Consider the following 16,288-nt stretch of genomic DNA (forward strand, 5'->3'; position numbering starts at 1 on the left):
CGTGCCCTTTCCCTCGGCGCCGGTGTTCAGTCCAGCGCCATGCTCGCGTTGTCAGCCGAAGGGGTTCTCCCCAAGGTCGACTACGCGATTTTCGCCGATACCGGCTGGGAACCGGCCGCCGTCTACGCCCATCTCGACCGCTTGGAGAGAGAAGTAGCCGCGCCGGCCGGAATACCGATCCTGCGCGTCTCCTCCGGCAACATCCGCAACGACGCGCTGAACCCCTCTCATCGCTTCGCCTCCATGCCGCTGCACATCCTCAACCAGGACGGCCGGCCCGGCATGACCCGCAGGCAGTGCACCGGTGAATACAAGATCAAGCCGATCAAGGCGAAGGTCCGCGACCTCCTCGGTTATCCCTATCCCGCACGCATCCCGAAGGGCACCTTCGTCGAGCAGTGGGTGGGAATCTCCACCGACGAATTCCACCGCGCCAAAGACGCCGACGTGAAGTACATGCGCAACCGGCATCCCCTCATCGACATGGGCTGGTCACGCACCGACTGCACCCGCTACCTGACCACGCTCGGTCTGGCCGACACCCCGAAATCCAGCTGCCTGGGCTGCCCGTTCCACGGAGACGCCCAGTGGCGGCACATCCGCGACACCTCGCCCGCGGAGTGGAAGGACGTCGTCGCCTTCGACGCGGCCATCCGCAAGGGCAACGCCCGCGCCAACGCCACCGGCAACCGCCTGCTCGGCGAAGCGTTCCTCCACCGCTCCTGCCTGCCGCTTGATCAGGCCCCGATCGACCACGTCACCGCCGCCGAATGGTCCGCGCTCCAACAGCCGTCCGGCACATTCGCGGTGGACGCCGAGGAGCTGGAACAGGGCGTGGAGAACGGCTGCTCCCCGTGGGCGTGCCGCGGCGCCGAAACGGAGGCTCTGCAGGGCGACTTCGGGCTGGCCGCGTGATCGTTGTCGATCTCTTTGCCGGGCCCGGCGGGTGGTCGCACGCGCTGTCCGTGCTCGGCATACGCGACGTGGGACTGGAGTGGGACGCCTGGGCGTGCAAAACGCGAGCGGCGGCCGGGCAGTTGACAGTCTGCACCGATGTGGCGCTGTATCCGGTCGCGCCCTTCGTCGGAAGGACGACCGGACTCATTGCGAGTCCGCCGTGTCAGGCGTGGTCGATGGCCGGTAAGCGCCTCGGCCTGGTGGACCAGCCGCTCGTTCATCAGGCCGTCGCCGACCTCGCCCGTGGCCGCGACACCCGCGCCGGACTGCTGAGCGCGTGCCGGGACGAGCGTTCCCTGCTGGCCGCCGAGCCGATGCGCTACCTGCACGCGCTCAACCGAGTCGGCGAGCCGGAGTGGGTGGCCATGGAGGAGGTGCCGGACGTGTTGCCATTGTGGAAGCAGTACGCCGCGATCCTGCGCGGCTGGGGGTTTTCCGTGTGGACCGGGATCCTCAACGCCGCTGATTACGGGGTGCCGCAGACCAGGCGGCGGGCGATCCTGCTCGCCTCCCGCGCCCGCACCGCCGAGCCGCCGGCCCCGACCCACGCGAAGTCCGCCGAGCCGCAGACGCTCTTCGGGCCCGGTCGGGCACGGTGGGTGTCGATGGCCGAAGCGCTCGGCTGGGGTGCCACCGACCGTCCCGTCCCCACCGTCTGCGCCGGCGGAGGCCCCGGCGGGGGCCCCGAGCCCTTCCCCTCCGGCTCCCGCAAAGCCCTCGCCGACGCCCGAAGCCGCGGAACCTGGAAGACCCACGCCACAACACCGGTAAGCATCACTCTCCTGTCGCGGAACCACGGCTCGGAGCCGCCCGAACGGCACGGTGCTGCTGAGGCCCGACCCGCCCACACCTGCGAGGTCCATCGTTGGTCCTGGTCGCTGCGCAGCAACAATCAGTCCCACGCGACGGTGCGGCGCGCGGATGAGCCGGCGGGGACCTTGTTCTTCGGGCATCGCGCGAACGAGTGCCTGTGGGTGCCTGAGCCAGCGTCCGGCGCATCCGGTGCGGCAGCGCCGGTGCCGGAGTCGGTGCGGATCACCGCGGCCGAGGCCGGGGTGCTGCAGACCTTCCCCGCCGACTACCCGTGGCAGGGAAACAAGGGGCAGCAGTTCTCCCAGATCGGCAACGCGGTCCCGCCCCGGCTCGCCGCGCACTTGCTCGCCCCGCACGTCGGCAAGGCCCTCAGCCGCGACGACTTCACCCTGGCTGCCTGATGGCACGCCCCGACCTGCCGCACGAGGAGATCGACCTGGAGGAGCCGGCGCCCCGGCCGGCCGTGTACTACGCCGAGCAGGCCCTGCTCGGAGCGCTGGTCCTCGAGCCCAACCGTCTCCAGACCCTCACTGCCCTCACGCCCGATCACTTCGGCGACCCCGCGCACAGCGCCCTCTTCGCTGCCATGCGGCAAGTGCCGGCTCCCGTAGCCGAGGTGCACCGGCGGGAGCCGGCCTGGCTCAACGCCGTCCTTGTGGCGGCGCGCGGTGAAGCGGCCGGGCTCACCGCGTCCTACCTGCACACCCTGGTCGACGCCTGCCCCTGGCCGCAGCACGCGGCGGCCTACGCGCGGATGGTCCGCGCCGATCACGCCCGCCGAAGCCTGCGCATGCACGCCGAGCGCCTGGCCCAGGCCACCACCGACACCACCGGCCCCAACCCGACGGTCACCGTCCTCGCCGAGGCCGACACGCTGACCCGTTTCCTGGACGACCTCGCCGGCCGGTTCCCCCCGCACCCCGGCTCCCTGCCGCGCACCCTGCTCCCCTCGCTCGCGCCACGCGGGCGCAGTGAAGAGGCGTTGTCGGAGGAACAACTGCTGCTGGCCGCCGCCACCACGCGCCCGGACGAGCTGAAGACCATGCGATGGCTGCAGGGCGACGACTTCGCCCTGCCCCTGCACGGCGCCCTCTTCCGCGCTCTGACCGCCCTGGCCCACCGAGGGGATCCCGTCGATCCGGTCACCGTGCTCTGGGAGGCCCAGCACCACGGCCTGCTTACCGCCGACCTCACGCCAACGGCCCTCATAACCCTGGTGACGAACCCCGTCGGCTCGCCGGAACACTGGGGTGAACGCGTCCTCCAACGCTCCCTACTCGACCACGCGCGTCTCGCCGCCCTGCGGATCCAGGCGTTCGCCGACGACCCGGCCAACAGCCCTCACCAGCTCGTCACCGGCAGCCGCCGGGCTCTCGCCGAGCTGACCGCCGTCCGGGCCCGCTGGCAGCGCGCTACCACTCCCCCAGCGCCGGCGAGGCGCCCACACACGCCCCGCGCACCGGCGGTCGCCCGGGCCGGGCCGCCCCGCATCTCCGGTCTTCCCGCTTCCGCAGCGCAACGCCTCACCCGATGACCTCGCCGGCCGGCCGTCACCCGTCCGGCCGGGCCCCGCGAATTGAGCACACCCATGGCAGATCCCGCCCTCCACGTCCACGTCCGGCTCGGCCGGCACCCCGAGCACCCCAACGCCGTGACCGCCACCACCGTCGGCAGCGACACCTACGCTGCCCGAGCGCTGCTGAGCGTCCACGGGTTCTGCCCCACCGACGACCAGACGATGATCCTGGCCCGCATCGACCACGAGGAGCCCTACTACGCCGACCAGGCCGCCCACGCCCTGCGAAAGGCAGGCGTCACCGTCGAGATCACGCCCAGCCTGCAGGAGGACATCGACAGCGAGTGGACGTGGCTCGACTACCCCATGCACTGGCTGAACCGGGGCGAAATCCGCGAGGTCTCCGCCGAGGCCCAGAAGGTCTACGACGACATCGCCTCCGGCCGCCTCGTCATCCACGCCCACGCCCACGACGGCTGGACCCACGTCGCGGTCGGCACCTACCAGGGCGGCGAAAGCATCCACCTCCACGGCGAAGACCACCTGCGGCAGGTCGCCCTCGTCTACGACACCCCCACCCAGGCCATCGCGGAGTTCCAGAAGCTGCACGGCGAGGCGGCCCGCCCCGGTCCGGCGCCCGCCACGGAAACCGAGCAGCAAGCAGCCAAGGCCCTGGCCACCACAGCCACAACCGCGCCTCCCTCCACTGCATCCGAAGCACAACGCAAGCCCGCGCAGCCGGCGCCGGAGATCGTCCCCGTGTATGCCGCCGAGGCCGGTGACCACGAGGTCCTTCTGCACGACTTCCTCGCCACACAGACCCACTGGGAAAAGGTGCGGGCCCGGGGCGAGAACGCCACTATCGCCAGCCACGAATCCCTCACCCTGCGCGCCCTCTTCGACCATGAAGCCGACGGCCGCGACGTCAAGTGGGCCTTCGCCGCCTACGAGACCCCGGTCAGCGACCTCTTGTGGCATGGCAAGGCCACCGCCTCCACCCCGTCCCAGATCGTCCGCACCCTGCTGAACTTCATGGCCTCGGAGAACGCCTGGGGCCGGGTCCTATCCACCAGCCTCACCGAGACCGCCATCGCCGAGGCGGCCCGGCCACTCGCCAACGCGGGCTGGAAAGACGCCGTCGACGGCCGCTACCTCACCTGGCAAGCCCCCGGTACTCACGCCGCCGGAGTCCAGTTCGACGCCTTCGCCGCCCAGCAGATCAACAGTCCCGTCCCCACGTGGACCGTCTGGGGCGGTCACGCGGCCCACCAGCCGGACTGGGAAATCCACCTGTCCGCGAACGCTCCGGCAGCCCTGGTCAAGGACCTCACCGCCCACATGGTCCTCGGGCATGGGCTCCGATCGCCTTCCAGGCCAACACACCCTGCCCTGCCCCTCGCCTCACGGCTGGGCCCGCCCATCCCTTCTCCCGGCAACGGTGTACGCGCCCGCTGACGAACGAGGGCGGCTGTCCGAACGAATACCAGGGGGAACACCAGCCTGGTGCCAGCCGTCATACGCTCAGCGCTCATAGCAGTGGATCCCCGGTTAGCGAAACCGGGGGTCCACTGCACCATAGGAAATCCACCGCCAGTCCATGACCGCCGCGTCGAGAGGCCCCAACGAGACCGACTGACAACTCCATCCGCCGTCGCACGCCGCCCGGGCACAGGCCAAGCACCAGCCGGCGCCTAGGCCGCTGTGTAGCTGAGCCGGAACAGGTCCTGGGCGCGCTCCAGGTCGCGGTCCGTGCGCAGCTGCACTTCCAGGTCGCCGGTCCCATGGTGGCCGAGTCCCGTGACGTCTCGGGTGAAGCCGGGGACGAGGTCGACCTCCTTGGGGTTGGCCCTGAGGTAGACGAGCAGCTTGTTCTTCTGCGGTGGGCAGAGGCAGGCGAAGTTCCGCAGGCGCTGGTACGCGCGGTAGCTGTTGCGCTGGACCTTGGTGATGTCGTCGCCGAGCCCCAGCAGAACCTGATCGACCTCGGCGTACAGCTCCTCCATCGCCCCCTCGGCCACACGGGCACCAGGTGCCGCGGTCTCACTCGCCCGGCGGGTGCGCGGCACCGCCGTCTGGGCGGCGACGGAGGCGACGGTCTCCAGGCCGAAGTGGTCGGTGCCGAAGAAGCGGTAGCGGACCAGGTCGATGCTGCGCCGGTGCTCGCGGATGGCATGGACGTCGTAGCGGGTGAAGTTGCCGGCGACGCAGATCAGCCTGGGCGCGCTCCAGAGCACCTGGGCCGCGACCACTGCCCCGAGCCGGTCGCGGACCAGGTGCCCGAACTCCGCCTTGTGATCCACCAGCCACGACAGGTAGAAGAGCCCCTGGTTGATCACGCCGGCATCCGTCGCGCGCTTGAACTCGATGACCACCGGAGCGCCGTTCTCGTCGATCCCCAGGGTGTCGATCCGGCCGCCGTGCACGGGACCGGTGCTGTACTCACTCGCCAGGAAGCGCACGCCGAGCATCGCCTCCAGGTTGGCCTCAACGAGGTCCTGCACATCTGCCTCAGCCTCGGCAAGACGCGACGCGACCTCCGTCACGCCATCCTTCGTATCAAACAGCTTCAGCCCCGACACCTTTCCCCTTCCTCAGTTCCATGAACTCAACGTCGGCAGGGGGAAAGGTATTTCCGCCAGCGACCGAAAGGTCGCTGGCCCCTCGTGAAGTCCGGGGTCGAACCTATCGGCGCGGCAACGGCCGACCATGTGATCGGGCGGATCAGAGCGGAATAATCAGTTCACTTCAAAACGAAGCAGGATAGCGCGGTAACACCGGTTAGCCAAACGGTGATACCGCGCATGATTGACGGACCACCACCGCTATCTGCCCGCTCTCCGAAAGGCGTTGACCGAGACAACCATCAATTCACTTTCTCGCGCGTCGTCAGCACCTCGTGTCACCGCATAGTTCGCACAGAACAAGGCCGCGGGAGGGCTTGACAATCCTGACGCCAAGCAGTGGAGCTTCTGATCATCAGCACTGGGGTGACTAGTCGCGTCACATCGCAGCCTCACTGGACGCAAGCAGCGCAATTTTCGAAGGAACTGGATAGTTCACAATGCTCAAGCCGATTGACGAGCTGCTGGGTCCCCAGTACAGCCCTACGCACATCCGCGCCACCTGGAGCGGAACAGGAAGCGTAGAGGACGCCTCCAGGGCCTTCGGGTTCTCGCGAGCGAAGGGCTACGACTTGGTCCGCCGAGGGGAGTTCCCGTGCCGCGTCATACGCATCGGCCGTACGACACGCGTCGTCACCGCATCACTGCTTCGGGTGCTCGAGAGCGGAGAGCCGGAGTACAGCGACGCCCGCGCCGGATGCTGCGCACCGTCGTAGCCCGCCGCACACAGAAGCCCCACCGGAGTGTTCCGGTGGGGCTTCGTCGTGTCACGAGCTCTCACACAGATCTCACAGCCCGTGTGGACTCGCCCGCGCAATGAGGCTCTGACCTGGCCTTACGCTCCCAATCCGGACTGGACAGACGACCTCGGACGGTCTTTACGACCTGTGGCAGGTGGGACCGTCATGGCTCAGAGCAAACGGCAGCCCCCCCTTGAACAACGGCCAACACAACGGCAGCCATATGCCTTGCCCGTACACGGCAGTCACCCAGCATGCCCCAAACAGCGCCTCCGGTGGGCTGATCTCCATACCATCACAGCCCGCTGCCGATACATCCTGGAGAGAATCTGGGGAGTATCAACAGCGCTGGGGAGCACCTGGGGAGAGTCGGCCACGTAACGCAGCACCATACTGAAAGACGCTGAAAGACTCGCCCCCGCAGGTCAGAGACTGGTGTAGCCGCATCGACGCTGGTCAGCGACACCACGTGGACAACTTGACGACGTACGTCCCGAGATCGTCGGCCTCGACGATCCCGGGTAGCGACCCGCCCTCCCGCAGGGGCGTGACGTAGCGGGTGGCGGTGACCTCGGGCAGCATCACCCCAGGCCTCGCAGCTCTCTCGGCTCGCACCACATGACCCTCTCCCGACGGGCGCTCCGGGCAACCGCCGCGACAACCTCGGGCGCCGGCTTCCGGTATGAAGTGAGCATAGTAACCGAGCGTGACCGGCGGTGGGGAGCGGCGTGGTCCCGGTCCGGACCCTCCCTCCACGATCGGGCACACGGCCCGGCCGGCAGTGGCAGGATGCGCTGGGCAGGCCGCGGATGCCGCGGCGGCGACCACATGGCGGGGCGTCGTCGCCGACGCCCGTGACGGACCCACGATGGAGGGGACAACCATGGCTCAGGACGTCGACACCGTGCCCGGCGAGGCTCTGCTGTACACGGACGACCTGACCGAGGCGGACGTCATCGCGCTGACGGAGTTTCTCGGCCGGCGGCTGGAGGAGGTGGCCGGCCGTCACCCCGAAGGCAGCGACGAGCACGCGGCCGCCGTCGGGTTCTCCCGGCTCGTCGCCATGGACGGCCTGCAGCTCCGCGACTACGTCAACGCGTGGCGGGACGTCGAGCACCGGCACGAGTACCCCGTGGCGGAACACGTGCTCCGGCAGGAGATCCACTTCGGTTGGATCCACCTGTGCCAGGCCGTCGCCGGGTGGAGCGGCCACGCCGGTTTCAACGCCGCGCGCTGGCGGGTCCTGCGGTACTCCTGCCCGCAGCACCAGGAGTTCGTCGAAGCGGCCCGGGCCGACGAGTGGACGTCCGCCGAACCCTCCGGCCCGTATGAGCCCGAGGAGTCCGCCAAGGGGACGTGGCGCCCCACGGCACACCCGTGACCGACCGCCGCTCCACGGCCACTCGCTCAGTCGGTGTCGGTGGCGGCCAGCACGGCGATCCGGCGGCCGTCGGGGGACAGTGCCGCGATGCCGTAGTCGTTGCCTATCTCGTTGTGGAACCACTCGGAGTCGGCCTCGAAGCGGAGCCAGGCGCAGGCCGCCGCCTGCCGCTCGACCTCCGCCGGCCCGTCTTCGGGGCGTGCGCCGGCCAGTCCGGCGAGCGACCACCAGGCGGACAGGCGGCCGTAGGCGCCCAGGGCCCCCGGGCCGTACATCGCGGTGTGGGAGGCGGTCTCGTACAGCATGTGCCAGACCTCCTTGAGGGTGCAGGGGGCGAAGACGAAGCGGTCGTCCTCGCCCAGGCCCTCCAGGCAGTCCATCGGCAGTGAGGCGACGACCCCGGAGAACGCCTCCGGCGTGACGGGCCGTTCGGTGGTGAAGACCCCGACGTCGTGAGCGCCCCAGTTGCCCTGTTCCGGAGGCCCTGTGATCAGGTCGGCGAGCCGCGGGGTGGTGGCGACGGTCACGGGGTGCCCGGCTCCGGCGCGGCGTGCGGCGGCGTCGAGGGGAACGGGCGAGGACAGATCCGGAAACCCTGATCCCACGCCGCCGTTGTAGTGACGGCTGGGGAACACGGCGCCGCGTTCCATCTCCGCGAGCGTGTCCGGGAGCCAGGCCAGGCCGGTCCCGGGGTGGCCGAAGGGCCTGCTGCCCGCCACCCGGTGGATCTCGTCGGTCTTCACGCCGCGCAACAGCAGTTCATGGAACAGGCAGGTGCGCAGTTCGTCGTACGGGCGGTGTGGCCCTTCATCGCTCAGGACGGGCTCCAGGTCGTCCACGCTCTGGGCCTCGGCGAGCAGGGAGGCCAGGAACCGTGGTCCGGACGGCGTGCCGGCGCCCGTGGCCTGGGCCGTGCGGCAGATGTGCAGCAGTTGCTCGACGAACCGCCGGCCCGGCGTCAGCGCCAGGACCCGCAGGACCAGCGCGAGGCGGTGGTCGAGGTCACGGAGACGTTTGTGCGCTCCTCCGCGTTCTCGCGCCAGAGCTTCGCCGAACGCGGTGAGCCGCTCCACGTCACGTGCCTGGCCCCAGGTCACGGCCGCGTCCCACGGCAACTCGTCGATCTCTGCCGCATCCATGGTCCGTCCTCATCGCGCGCGGGATTCCGTCCGTCACCATGATCCGTCAGAGTGATCCGCCGGCGGGCATGAGGCGGGGGCGAGCTCACGCCCGGCCGCGCGCAGCGCGTCGACCGTGGCACGGACGGACGGCCGCGCGCCCGCGTCGGCGCGCCAGACCGCGAACACATGACGGCACATCGCCTCCCGCACCGGCACCATGCGCACCCCGGCGGGGAGCGGGCCGCGGCCCAGGCGTGGGGAGACGACGACGCCGAGGCCGGCGGCGACGAGGACGAGCTGGGTGTGGTGCTCGTCGGCCATGTGCGCGATGCGGGGCTCGATGCCCTGGGCGCGCAGGGTGCCCAGCAGCCAGTCGTGGCAGAACTCGCCCTGGGGCCAGGAGACCCACTCGTCGTCGGCGAAGTCCTCCAGGAGGACGTCCGGGCGGTCGGCGAGCGGGTGCGCGGCGGGCACGGCGACGTCCACGGGGTCGTCCAGGACCATGGCCCTGGACAGTCCGGCGGGCAGGGGCATCGGCCGGTTGGTCCAGTCGAGGACGACCGCGACGTCGAGGTCGCCGCGTTCGATCCGCCGCACGGCCTCCTCGGGGCGCATCTCCTCGGTGGTGACCGTGAGTTGGGGGTGGTCGGCGCGGAGCCTGGTCAGGACGGCTGGGAGCACTCCGCGGACGGCGGTGGGGAAGGCGCCGAGCAGCAGCCGGCCGACGGCCCGGCCCCGCTGCGCCTCCAGGTCCGACCGGGCGAGGGCGACCTGCGACAGGATGCGCTCCGCGTGGGCGGCGAGCAGCCGGCCGGCGTCGGTGAGGCGGATGCCGCGGCCCTGCCGGGCCAGCAGCCGCTCGCCGGTCTCGCGCTCCAGCTTGGCCAGTTGCTGGGAGACGGCGGAGGTCGTCACCTGCAGTTCCGCGGCGGCGGCGCTGACGGATCCGTACCGGGCGACGGCGTCCAGGGTACGCAAACGCTCCAGGTTCAACATCTCAGCGATGCTACGTGAATGCGCGTACGATAATTTGCTTGTTCTAAGAGGTCCGGTCGGACATCTTGAGCCGCATGAGCACCGTCACCCCACGTCCCCCCACGGCCGTCCCAGCCGTCTCGGCCACCCCGGCCGTCCCCTCCTCCCCCTCTCGTGCCTCCGCACTCTCCGCCGTCGACTGGCGCGTCCGGTTCGGCGCGCTGGCCCTCGTCTGGGGCTTCAGCTTCCTGTTCATCCGGCTGGGAACCGACGGGTACGCCCCGCTCTTCGTCTCCCTGGGCCGCATGCTGTTCGGTACGGCGGTGCTCGCCGCGGCCCTGCTCGTCAAGCGGGAGCGGCTGCCCCGCTCGGCGCGGACCTGGGCGCACCTGACGGTGGCGGCGTTCCTCCTCAACGTGCTGCCCTTCTCCCTGTTCGCCTACTCCGAGCTGCGCATCCCCTCCTCCCTGGCGGGCATCTGCAACGCCACCACACCCTTGTGGGGCATGGTGTTCTCCCTGGTCGCGCTGTCGGAGGACCGTCCGACCCGGCGCCGGTTCGCGGGGCTGCTCCTCGGCTTCGCGGGCGTGCTCGTGGTGCTCGGCGCCTGGAACGGCTTCTCCGGACAGGACCCGTGGGGCACCGTCATGGCGCTGACGGCTTCGGCCAGTTACGCGATCGGCTGGATCTACGTGCGGCGCACGCTGTCGAGCACGGGCGACTCGCACCTGTCCCTGTCCACCGGCCAGCTGCTGGTCGGCACGGCGCAGCTCGCCGTCGTCGCCCCGCTGGCCGCGCCCCTGCCGTCCGCCTTCCACCCGGTGTCACTGCTGGCGATCGCCGCGCTCGGGGCGCTGGGGACCGGGATCGCCATGCTCGTCCAGTACGGGCTGGTGGCCGAAGTAGGCCCGACCACGGCGGCGTTGAGCACCTACTTCATCCCCGTCGTCGCGACGGCCGCCGGGGCCGCGCTGCTCGGCGAGGACCTGACCTGGAACACACCGGTCGGCGCCCTGATCGTCCTGGCAGGCGCGGCCTTGACCCAGGCCCGGGGCACCTCGCGGACCGGGAACGCCCGCAGCACCTCGGCAGCCGCGCGGGACCGCGACGACACATAGCGGGTCGACCGGCCGGAACGCGGCGGCGGCTCGCGCGCGCCGCCGCGCGCCAGGGGCGTACGGCGCGGACACCCGCAGGCACCCAAACAGCCGCGCGGGACGCGACGACACGTAGCAGTGCCGGCATAGGGGCATACGACGCGGACGCCCGCAGCACCTCAACAGCTGCACGAGACCGCGCGATACGTAGTGGCACCGGGCGATGGCGCGACGGTGGCAGCCGGGCGCGTCCGCCGCGCCCAGGGGCGTACGCGCGGACACTCACAGGCACCTCAACAGCCGCGCGGGACCGCGATGACACATAGCGGCGCCGGGCGATGCGCGCGACGGTGACGGCTCGCGCGCCGCCTCCACTGCGGCGCCGACGCCGTACGGTGCGGCTGCCGACGCGCCCTGCTGCCGGCGCCGGCCGGGCCGGGCCGGCCCGGCCACAGTGCCGCGCGAACTCGCCCGCACCATGCTGCGGCCCGACCGAGCGTCGACGCCCCCGTAGCCCTCACATCCCGACTCTCCCCTCCCCTCTCAGCCCTCTCAGCCGTAACGCCCCGCCGCGGCCGGTCCGGTAGCGGCCGCCAGCGCGTCCGTGACCGGCTCGATATCCTCCGGCCCCAGGGCGGACACCGTGATCCGCACCCCGGGCGGCGAGGCGAGCCGGAAGCGGGCGCCGGGCGCCACCGCGTAGCCGGCGCGCATCAGCCGGGCCACGGCGCCCGTCTCGTCCGGCACCGGCAGCCAGACGTTCATCCCGCTGCGTCCGCGCGCCGCCAGCCCCCGCTCCCACAGGGCGCGGACGAGCGCGTCGCGCCGGCGGCCGTACGCGGCGGCCGTCGCGACCGGGTCGACGGCCCCCGTCCGCCACAGGTGGAGCACCGCGTCCTGCAGGACGTGGCTCACCCAGCCGGGCCCGAGGCGCTGCCGCCCGCGCACCCGGTCCACGGTCACGGCGTCGCCGGTGAGCACGGCGAGCCGCAGGTCGGGGCCGTACGCCTTGGCGACGGAGCGGACGAAGGCCCAGTGCTCGGTGATCCCGCCGAGGGGGTGCGCGGGCGCGGCGACGATGCCGTGCCCGTGGTCGTCCTCGACGAGCAGCACGCCGGGGTGGGCGGCGAGGACGGACCGCAGCTCCCGGGCGCGGTCCGCGTCGACGAGCGCGCCGGTGGGGTTCTGCGCGCGGCCGGTGACGACCAGGGCCCGGGCGCCGCCCTCCAGGGCGCGGGCGACCGCCTCCGGCTCCGGCCCGTCGTCGTCCACCGCGACGGGGACGGGCCGCAGGCCGAGGGCGGGGACGAGATCGAGGAGGCTGCCCCAGCCCGGGTCCTCGACCGCGACGGCGTCGCCCGGGCGCAGATGGGCCGCCAGCACCCGTTCCAACCCGTCGAGGGCGCCGGAGACCACCGCGACCGGCCCGTCGGGCACGCCGTCCGCGTCGAAGGCGGCGCGCGCCATCCGCTCCAGCTCGGTGCCGACCGGCGGTTCGCCGTAGAGCACCGGCGTCCGGGCCGACCGTTCGGCCGCCGCGGCGAGCGCGGCGCCGAGCGGCGGCAGCAGCGCGGGATCGGGATTGCCCGTCGCCGCGTCACGCACCCCGTCCGGCACCTCCACCGCGATGAGCTCGCGGGGCGTGCTGGCCGGACGGGGCCGCACCCGGCTCCCGCGCCGGCCGGCCGTCTCGATCACCCCCCGGTCGCGCAGGATCCGGTAGGCGGACGCCACCGTGTTGTGGTTGACGCCCAGCTCGACGGCCAACTCCCGCAGCGGCGGCAGCAGTTCGCCCGGAGGGAGGCGGCCGTCACCGACGGCACGTTCCACACTCTCCGAGATCTCCGCTGCGCGGCGGCCCGTGATCCGATACTCTCCTAGCACAAACTCGATTATGCACTAGTGCAATGGAGTCCGCAATGTCTTCCCCGGCCCCGGCCTCGACCCCGTCCCCGCCTCCGTCCTCCTCCGGCGGCGGCGGAACGTACGAGCCCACCGCCCGCACCACGCCCACCCGTTACCGCGACCGCGCCTCCTACGACCGCGAACTGGTCCACGCCATCCTCGACGACGGCTACCTGTGCCACCTCGGTTTCGTCCGCGACGGCGCGCCGGTCGTCCTGCCGACGCTCTACGGACGCGTCGGCGAGCGGCTGTACGTGCACGGCTCCACCGGCTCCGCCCCGCTGCGTGCCGCCGGGGAGGCCGCCGAGGGCATACCCGTCTGCGTCACCGTCACCCACGTCGACGGCCTGGTGCTGGCCCGCAGCGCCTTCAACCACTCCGTCAACTACCGCTGCGTCGTGGTCCACGGCACCGCCCGCCGCGTGACCGACCCGGAGGAGCTGGCGGCCGCGCTCGACGCCCTGGTGGACCAGGCGGTGCCCGGCCGGGCGGCGGACTCCCGGCCGGGGTCGCCCAAGGAACTGGCCGCCACGGCGGTGCTACGCGTCGACCTGGCGGAGGTCTCCGCCAAGGTCCGCACCGGCGGCCCCGGGGACGATCCGGAGGACCTCGACCTGCCGTACTGGACGGGTGTCGTCCCCGTGACCACCGTGCGCGGGACGCCGGTCCCGGCGGACGACCTCGCCCCCGGCGTCCCGCTGCCCGGCTACCTCACGCCCCGCTGACCGGCCCGGCGGTCGCGCCGGCCTCCGGACCTCCGACCAGACCGCCGGCCGGACCGCCGGCCGACTTACCGGCCGGCCCACCGGCCGGAACGGCCGTCGCGGACCGGGCGGTTCGCCCCGCCCCGCGCGTCTCCACCAGGGCCAGCCCCGCCACCGCGGCCATCAGCACCACCGTGCCCAGGACGGTCGCGGCCGTCACCCGCTCCCCCAGCACCGTCACGGCGATGACCGCGGCGGTGACCGGTTCCAGCAGGGTGATCACGGTGGCCGTGGTGGCGCGCACCGCCTGCAGCCCGGTGAAGAACAGCGCGTAGGCCAGCGCCGTCGGCACGGTCACCAGATAGCCCATCAGCAACAGCGTGCGCCCCAGCCCCTGGGCGCTCGGCAGCACCTCGCCCGCCAGCGCGAACGGCAGCAGGAGCACGGTGCAGACGCCGAACGAGGTGAGGGTGGTGGTGAAGGGGTCCGTCGCCCGGCCCGCCCGGCCGAGGTGCCGGGCGTGGACGGCGAACAGCGCGTACCCGGCCGCCGACAGCAGCGCCAGCGCCACCCCGGCCGGCCGTACGGTGGCCGAGCCGCCGCCAAGCACCAGCACGGCCAGGCCGGCGAGGGCCCCGGCGACGGCGAACCGGCCGCCCGCGCCGAGCCGTTCGCCCATCAGCAGCCGGCCGCCGAGCGCCGCCAGCACGGGTGCGGCCCCCAGGGTGACGACGGTGCCGACCGCCGTGCCCGTGGCGTCCACCGCCGCGAAGAAGGCCGCGTTGAACACGGTGAGCCCGACCCCGTTGACCAGGGCGGCCGCCACCCTGCCCCGCCGCGGCCCGGCCGGCCGCGGACGCCCGGCCGCGCGCCGCGAGGGCACCAGGAACCGTACGGCCAGCAGCAGCGCGAAACCGCCGGCGCAGCGCCAGAAGGTGAGCGCGACGGGGTCGAGGCCGCTGCTGTCGATCGCCAGGGTCGCGGTCGCCCCGGTGGTCCCCCAGGTGAGGGCGGTGAAGGTGACGTAGAGCAGGCCGCGCCCGGCGGACGGGATCCGCGGGCCGTCGGGGCGCACGGAAGGAAGGTCCGAAGGAAGGGCGGTGGGAAGGGAAGACGACACGGAGGTGTCGGACATGACTGTTCTCCCGCTGAAGACGTGAAAGGTCGCGTGGTCTTCGAACGCGGGCAGCGGCCGGCACCCGGGCGCGCGTCATCGCGCACCGGGCCGGTCACCCGGAAGAGGTCCGGGAAACCCCCAGGGAACGGATCACAGGTGATCGGGTGGGGGGAAGAAGGGCCGCCCGCGCTAAGCGGCGGGAGGCGGAAGAACAGCACTCGTAGGCATGATCACATCCTAGGACCGCGGCGCGTCGCCGGACAACTCCCTCCCGCCGGGCCCGCCTTCCGCCTCCCGAAGGCCACCCGGAACACCGTCCCCGAGGCTGTCCCGGAGCCCGTCCGGCCGGTCACCCCCGCCACCCCGCACCCCGCCCTCCAGCGGCGCCGAGCGCTGCGCGACGAAGGCCCCGAGCAGCACGACCGCGCCGCCCACGAGCTGCGGGAGGGACAGCCGCTCGCCCAGCAGCACCCAGGCGAGCACGGTGGCGACCACCGCCTCCAGGCAGGCCACGACCCCCGCCACCTGCGGGGACAGCAGCCGCACCGACACCACCCCGGTGAGGTAGGCGGCCACGGTGGCGACCAGCACCAGCCAGGCCAGCAGGACGACGGCCGGGACGTCCCCGCCGCGCAGTTCCGCGCTCCCGGCGAGCACGTGCGCGTTCATGCTCCAGGGCCGCGCCACCGCGGTGAGGAGGAGGGCGCCGAAGAGGAAGCCGTAGGCGATGACGCCGACGGGGTCGGCGGCCTCGGCGTCGCCGCCCCCGTGATCGGACAGGACGAAGTAGCCGACCTGGCAGACGGCCCCGCCAAGGGCGAGCAGCAGTCCCAGGGCGTCGAACCGCAGCCCGGACCACACCTCGACCACACAGGCCAGCCCGCCGACCGCCAGCACCACGCCGGCCGCCGCGGCCCGCGACACCGCCCGCCGCCGGACGAACCGCACCCAGCCCAGCACCAGGGCGGGGGCCAGGTACTCGACGAGCAGGGCGACACCGACCGGGATCCGTGAGATGGCCGCGAAGTAGCAGGCCTGCACGCCCGCGACGGCCAGCAGACCGAAACCCGCGAGCAGCGCGGGACGGCGCGTCACCAAGGCGCGGTGCCGCCACGCGACGGGCAGCAGTACCAGGGCCGCGCCGGCGGACCGCAGCCAGACGACGTGGAGCGGGTCGAGCCCCGCCTCGATCAGCGGCTTGGCCGCGACCCCCGAGCCGCCGAACGCGAGCGCGGAGACGAGGGCGAGGGCAAGCCCCGTCCCCCTTCCACCCGACAACACACCGGACAACACACCGGGCAGCAGGCCGGACCGCAGTTCCTTCCGCATCGACGCATCATG

The 16,288-nt window shown here is 72.2% G+C and carries 13 protein-coding genes; 7 read left to right on the plus strand and 6 right to left on the minus strand.

All coding sequences use genetic code 11. The features are described from left to right. Positions 1 to 39 precede the first annotated feature (39 nt). From ACH4PU_RS33895 to ACH4PU_RS33910, 4 genes are read left to right on the plus strand one after another with little or no spacing between them, the layout of a single operon-like run. The gene (locus tag ACH4PU_RS33895; protein WP_398281046.1) at positions 40 to 915 is read left to right on the plus strand and encodes a hypothetical protein; all 876 of its coding nucleotides are present in this window, start codon (positions 40 to 42) and stop codon (positions 913 to 915) included. Further along, the gene (locus ACH4PU_RS33900) at positions 915 to 2,171 is read left to right on the plus strand and encodes a DNA cytosine methyltransferase (RefSeq protein ID WP_398281146.1); all 1,257 of its coding nucleotides are present in this window, start codon (positions 915 to 917) and stop codon (positions 2,169 to 2,171) included. Before ACH4PU_RS33895 ends, ACH4PU_RS33900 begins: the two co-directional genes overlap by 1 nt. Further along, positions 2,171 to 3,304: a DnaB-like helicase N-terminal domain-containing protein gene (locus tag ACH4PU_RS33905; RefSeq protein ID WP_398281049.1), complete on the plus strand. Its 1,134-nt coding sequence runs from the start codon at positions 2,171 to 2,173 to the stop codon at positions 3,302 to 3,304. Before ACH4PU_RS33900 ends, ACH4PU_RS33905 begins: the two co-directional genes overlap by 1 nt. Positions 3,305 to 3,358: 54 nt before the next feature. Next, positions 3,359 to 4,741 (plus strand): DUF317 domain-containing protein, encoded by a 1,383-nt coding sequence (locus ACH4PU_RS33910; protein WP_398281052.1) that lies wholly within the window; start codon positions 3,359 to 3,361, stop codon positions 4,739 to 4,741. 236 nt (positions 4,742 to 4,977) lie between these two features. On the opposite strand, the gene ACH4PU_RS33915 is transcribed toward ACH4PU_RS33910, so the two are convergent. Beyond that, positions 4,978 to 5,865 carry a DUF5655 domain-containing protein gene (locus ACH4PU_RS33915; RefSeq protein WP_398281055.1) on the minus strand — a complete coding sequence of 296 codons (888 nt, stop codon included), beginning with the start codon at positions 5,863 to 5,865 and terminating at the stop codon, positions 4,978 to 4,980. A gap of 1,665 nt (positions 5,866 to 7,530) precedes the next feature. Between ACH4PU_RS33915 and ACH4PU_RS33920 the strand changes: the two genes are divergently transcribed. Further along, positions 7,531 to 8,028, plus strand: coding sequence for a hypothetical protein (locus ACH4PU_RS33920; RefSeq protein WP_398281058.1), 498 nt, complete (start codon positions 7,531 to 7,533; stop codon positions 8,026 to 8,028). 26 nt (positions 8,029 to 8,054) lie between these two features. Here the strand turns inward: ACH4PU_RS33920 and ACH4PU_RS33925 are convergent, their stop codons facing one another. Beyond that, a complete protein-coding gene (locus ACH4PU_RS33925; protein WP_398281061.1) occupies positions 8,055 to 9,167 on the minus strand; it encodes a DUF6183 family protein in 1,113 nt (370 codons plus the stop codon). Positions 9,168 to 9,200: 33 nt separating this feature from the next. Beyond that, positions 9,201 to 10,145: a LysR family transcriptional regulator gene (locus ACH4PU_RS33930; protein ID WP_398281063.1), complete on the minus strand. Its 945-nt coding sequence runs from the start codon at positions 10,143 to 10,145 to the stop codon at positions 9,201 to 9,203. A 74-nt stretch (positions 10,146 to 10,219) separates the two neighbouring features. On the opposite strand from ACH4PU_RS33930, the gene ACH4PU_RS33935 reads away from it, so the two are divergent. Continuing rightward, entirely contained in the window at positions 10,220 to 11,242 is a 1,023-nt protein-coding gene (locus ACH4PU_RS33935; protein ID WP_398281066.1) for a DMT family transporter, read from the plus strand. 531 nt (positions 11,243 to 11,773) lie between these two features. Here the strand turns inward: ACH4PU_RS33935 and ACH4PU_RS33940 are convergent. Continuing rightward, positions 11,774 to 13,105, minus strand: coding sequence for an aminotransferase class I/II-fold pyridoxal phosphate-dependent enzyme (locus tag ACH4PU_RS33940; RefSeq protein ID WP_398281069.1), 1,332 nt, complete (start codon positions 13,103 to 13,105; stop codon positions 11,774 to 11,776). A 35-nt stretch (positions 13,106 to 13,140) separates the two neighbouring features. On the opposite strand from ACH4PU_RS33940, the gene ACH4PU_RS33945 reads away from it, so the two are divergent. After that, entirely contained in the window at positions 13,141 to 13,851 is a 711-nt protein-coding gene (locus ACH4PU_RS33945; protein WP_398281071.1) for a pyridoxamine 5'-phosphate oxidase family protein, read from the plus strand. Here ACH4PU_RS33945 and ACH4PU_RS33950 read toward each other — a convergent pair. Beyond that, on the minus strand, positions 13,838 to 14,965 hold the full coding sequence (locus ACH4PU_RS33950; protein WP_398281074.1) for a DMT family transporter: 1,128 nt from the start codon (positions 14,963 to 14,965) through the stop codon (positions 13,838 to 13,840). The genes ACH4PU_RS33945 and ACH4PU_RS33950 overlap by 14 nt on opposite strands. A gap of 219 nt (positions 14,966 to 15,184) precedes the next feature. Beyond that, positions 15,185 to 16,276: an EamA family transporter gene (locus ACH4PU_RS33955; RefSeq protein WP_398281077.1), complete on the minus strand. Its 1,092-nt coding sequence runs from the start codon at positions 16,274 to 16,276 to the stop codon at positions 15,185 to 15,187. Positions 16,277 to 16,288: the final 12 nt, after the last annotated feature.

It is taken from the genome of Streptomyces sp. NPDC021100 (assembly GCF_044333095.1).
Classification (GTDB): Bacteria; Actinomycetota; Actinomycetes; order Streptomycetales; family Streptomycetaceae; genus Streptomyces.

What these genes read in the sequence shown, in the direction of transcription:
- ACH4PU_RS33895 (WP_398281046.1), top strand. Translation starts at nt 40, where the DNA reads ATGCTCGCGTTGTCAGCCGAAGGGGTTCTCCCCAAGGTCGACTACGCG.
- ACH4PU_RS33905 (WP_398281049.1), top strand. Translation starts at nt 2,171, where the DNA reads ATGGCACGCCCCGACCTGCCGCACGAGGAGATCGACCTGGAGGAGCCG.
- ACH4PU_RS33910 (WP_398281052.1), top strand. Translation starts at nt 3,359, where the DNA reads ATGGCAGATCCCGCCCTCCACGTCCACGTCCGGCTCGGCCGGCACCCC.
- ACH4PU_RS33920 (WP_398281058.1), top strand. Translation starts at nt 7,531, where the DNA reads ATGGCTCAGGACGTCGACACCGTGCCCGGCGAGGCTCTGCTGTACACG.
- ACH4PU_RS33925 (WP_398281061.1), bottom strand. Translation starts at nt 9,167, where the DNA reads ATGGATGCGGCAGAGATCGACGAGTTGCCGTGGGACGCGGCCGTGACC.
- ACH4PU_RS33930 (WP_398281063.1), bottom strand. Translation starts at nt 10,145, where the DNA reads ATGTTGAACCTGGAGCGTTTGCGTACCCTGGACGCCGTCGCCCGGTAC.
- ACH4PU_RS33935 (WP_398281066.1), top strand. Translation starts at nt 10,220, where the DNA reads ATGAGCACCGTCACCCCACGTCCCCCCACGGCCGTCCCAGCCGTCTCG.
- ACH4PU_RS33945 (WP_398281071.1), top strand. Translation starts at nt 13,141, where the DNA reads ATGTCTTCCCCGGCCCCGGCCTCGACCCCGTCCCCGCCTCCGTCCTCC.
- ACH4PU_RS33950 (WP_398281074.1), bottom strand. Translation starts at nt 14,965, where the DNA reads ATGTCCGACACCTCCGTGTCGTCTTCCCTTCCCACCGCCCTTCCTTCG.
- ACH4PU_RS33955 (WP_398281077.1), bottom strand. Translation starts at nt 16,276, where the DNA reads ATGCGGAAGGAACTGCGGTCCGGCCTGCTGCCCGGTGTGTTGTCCGGT.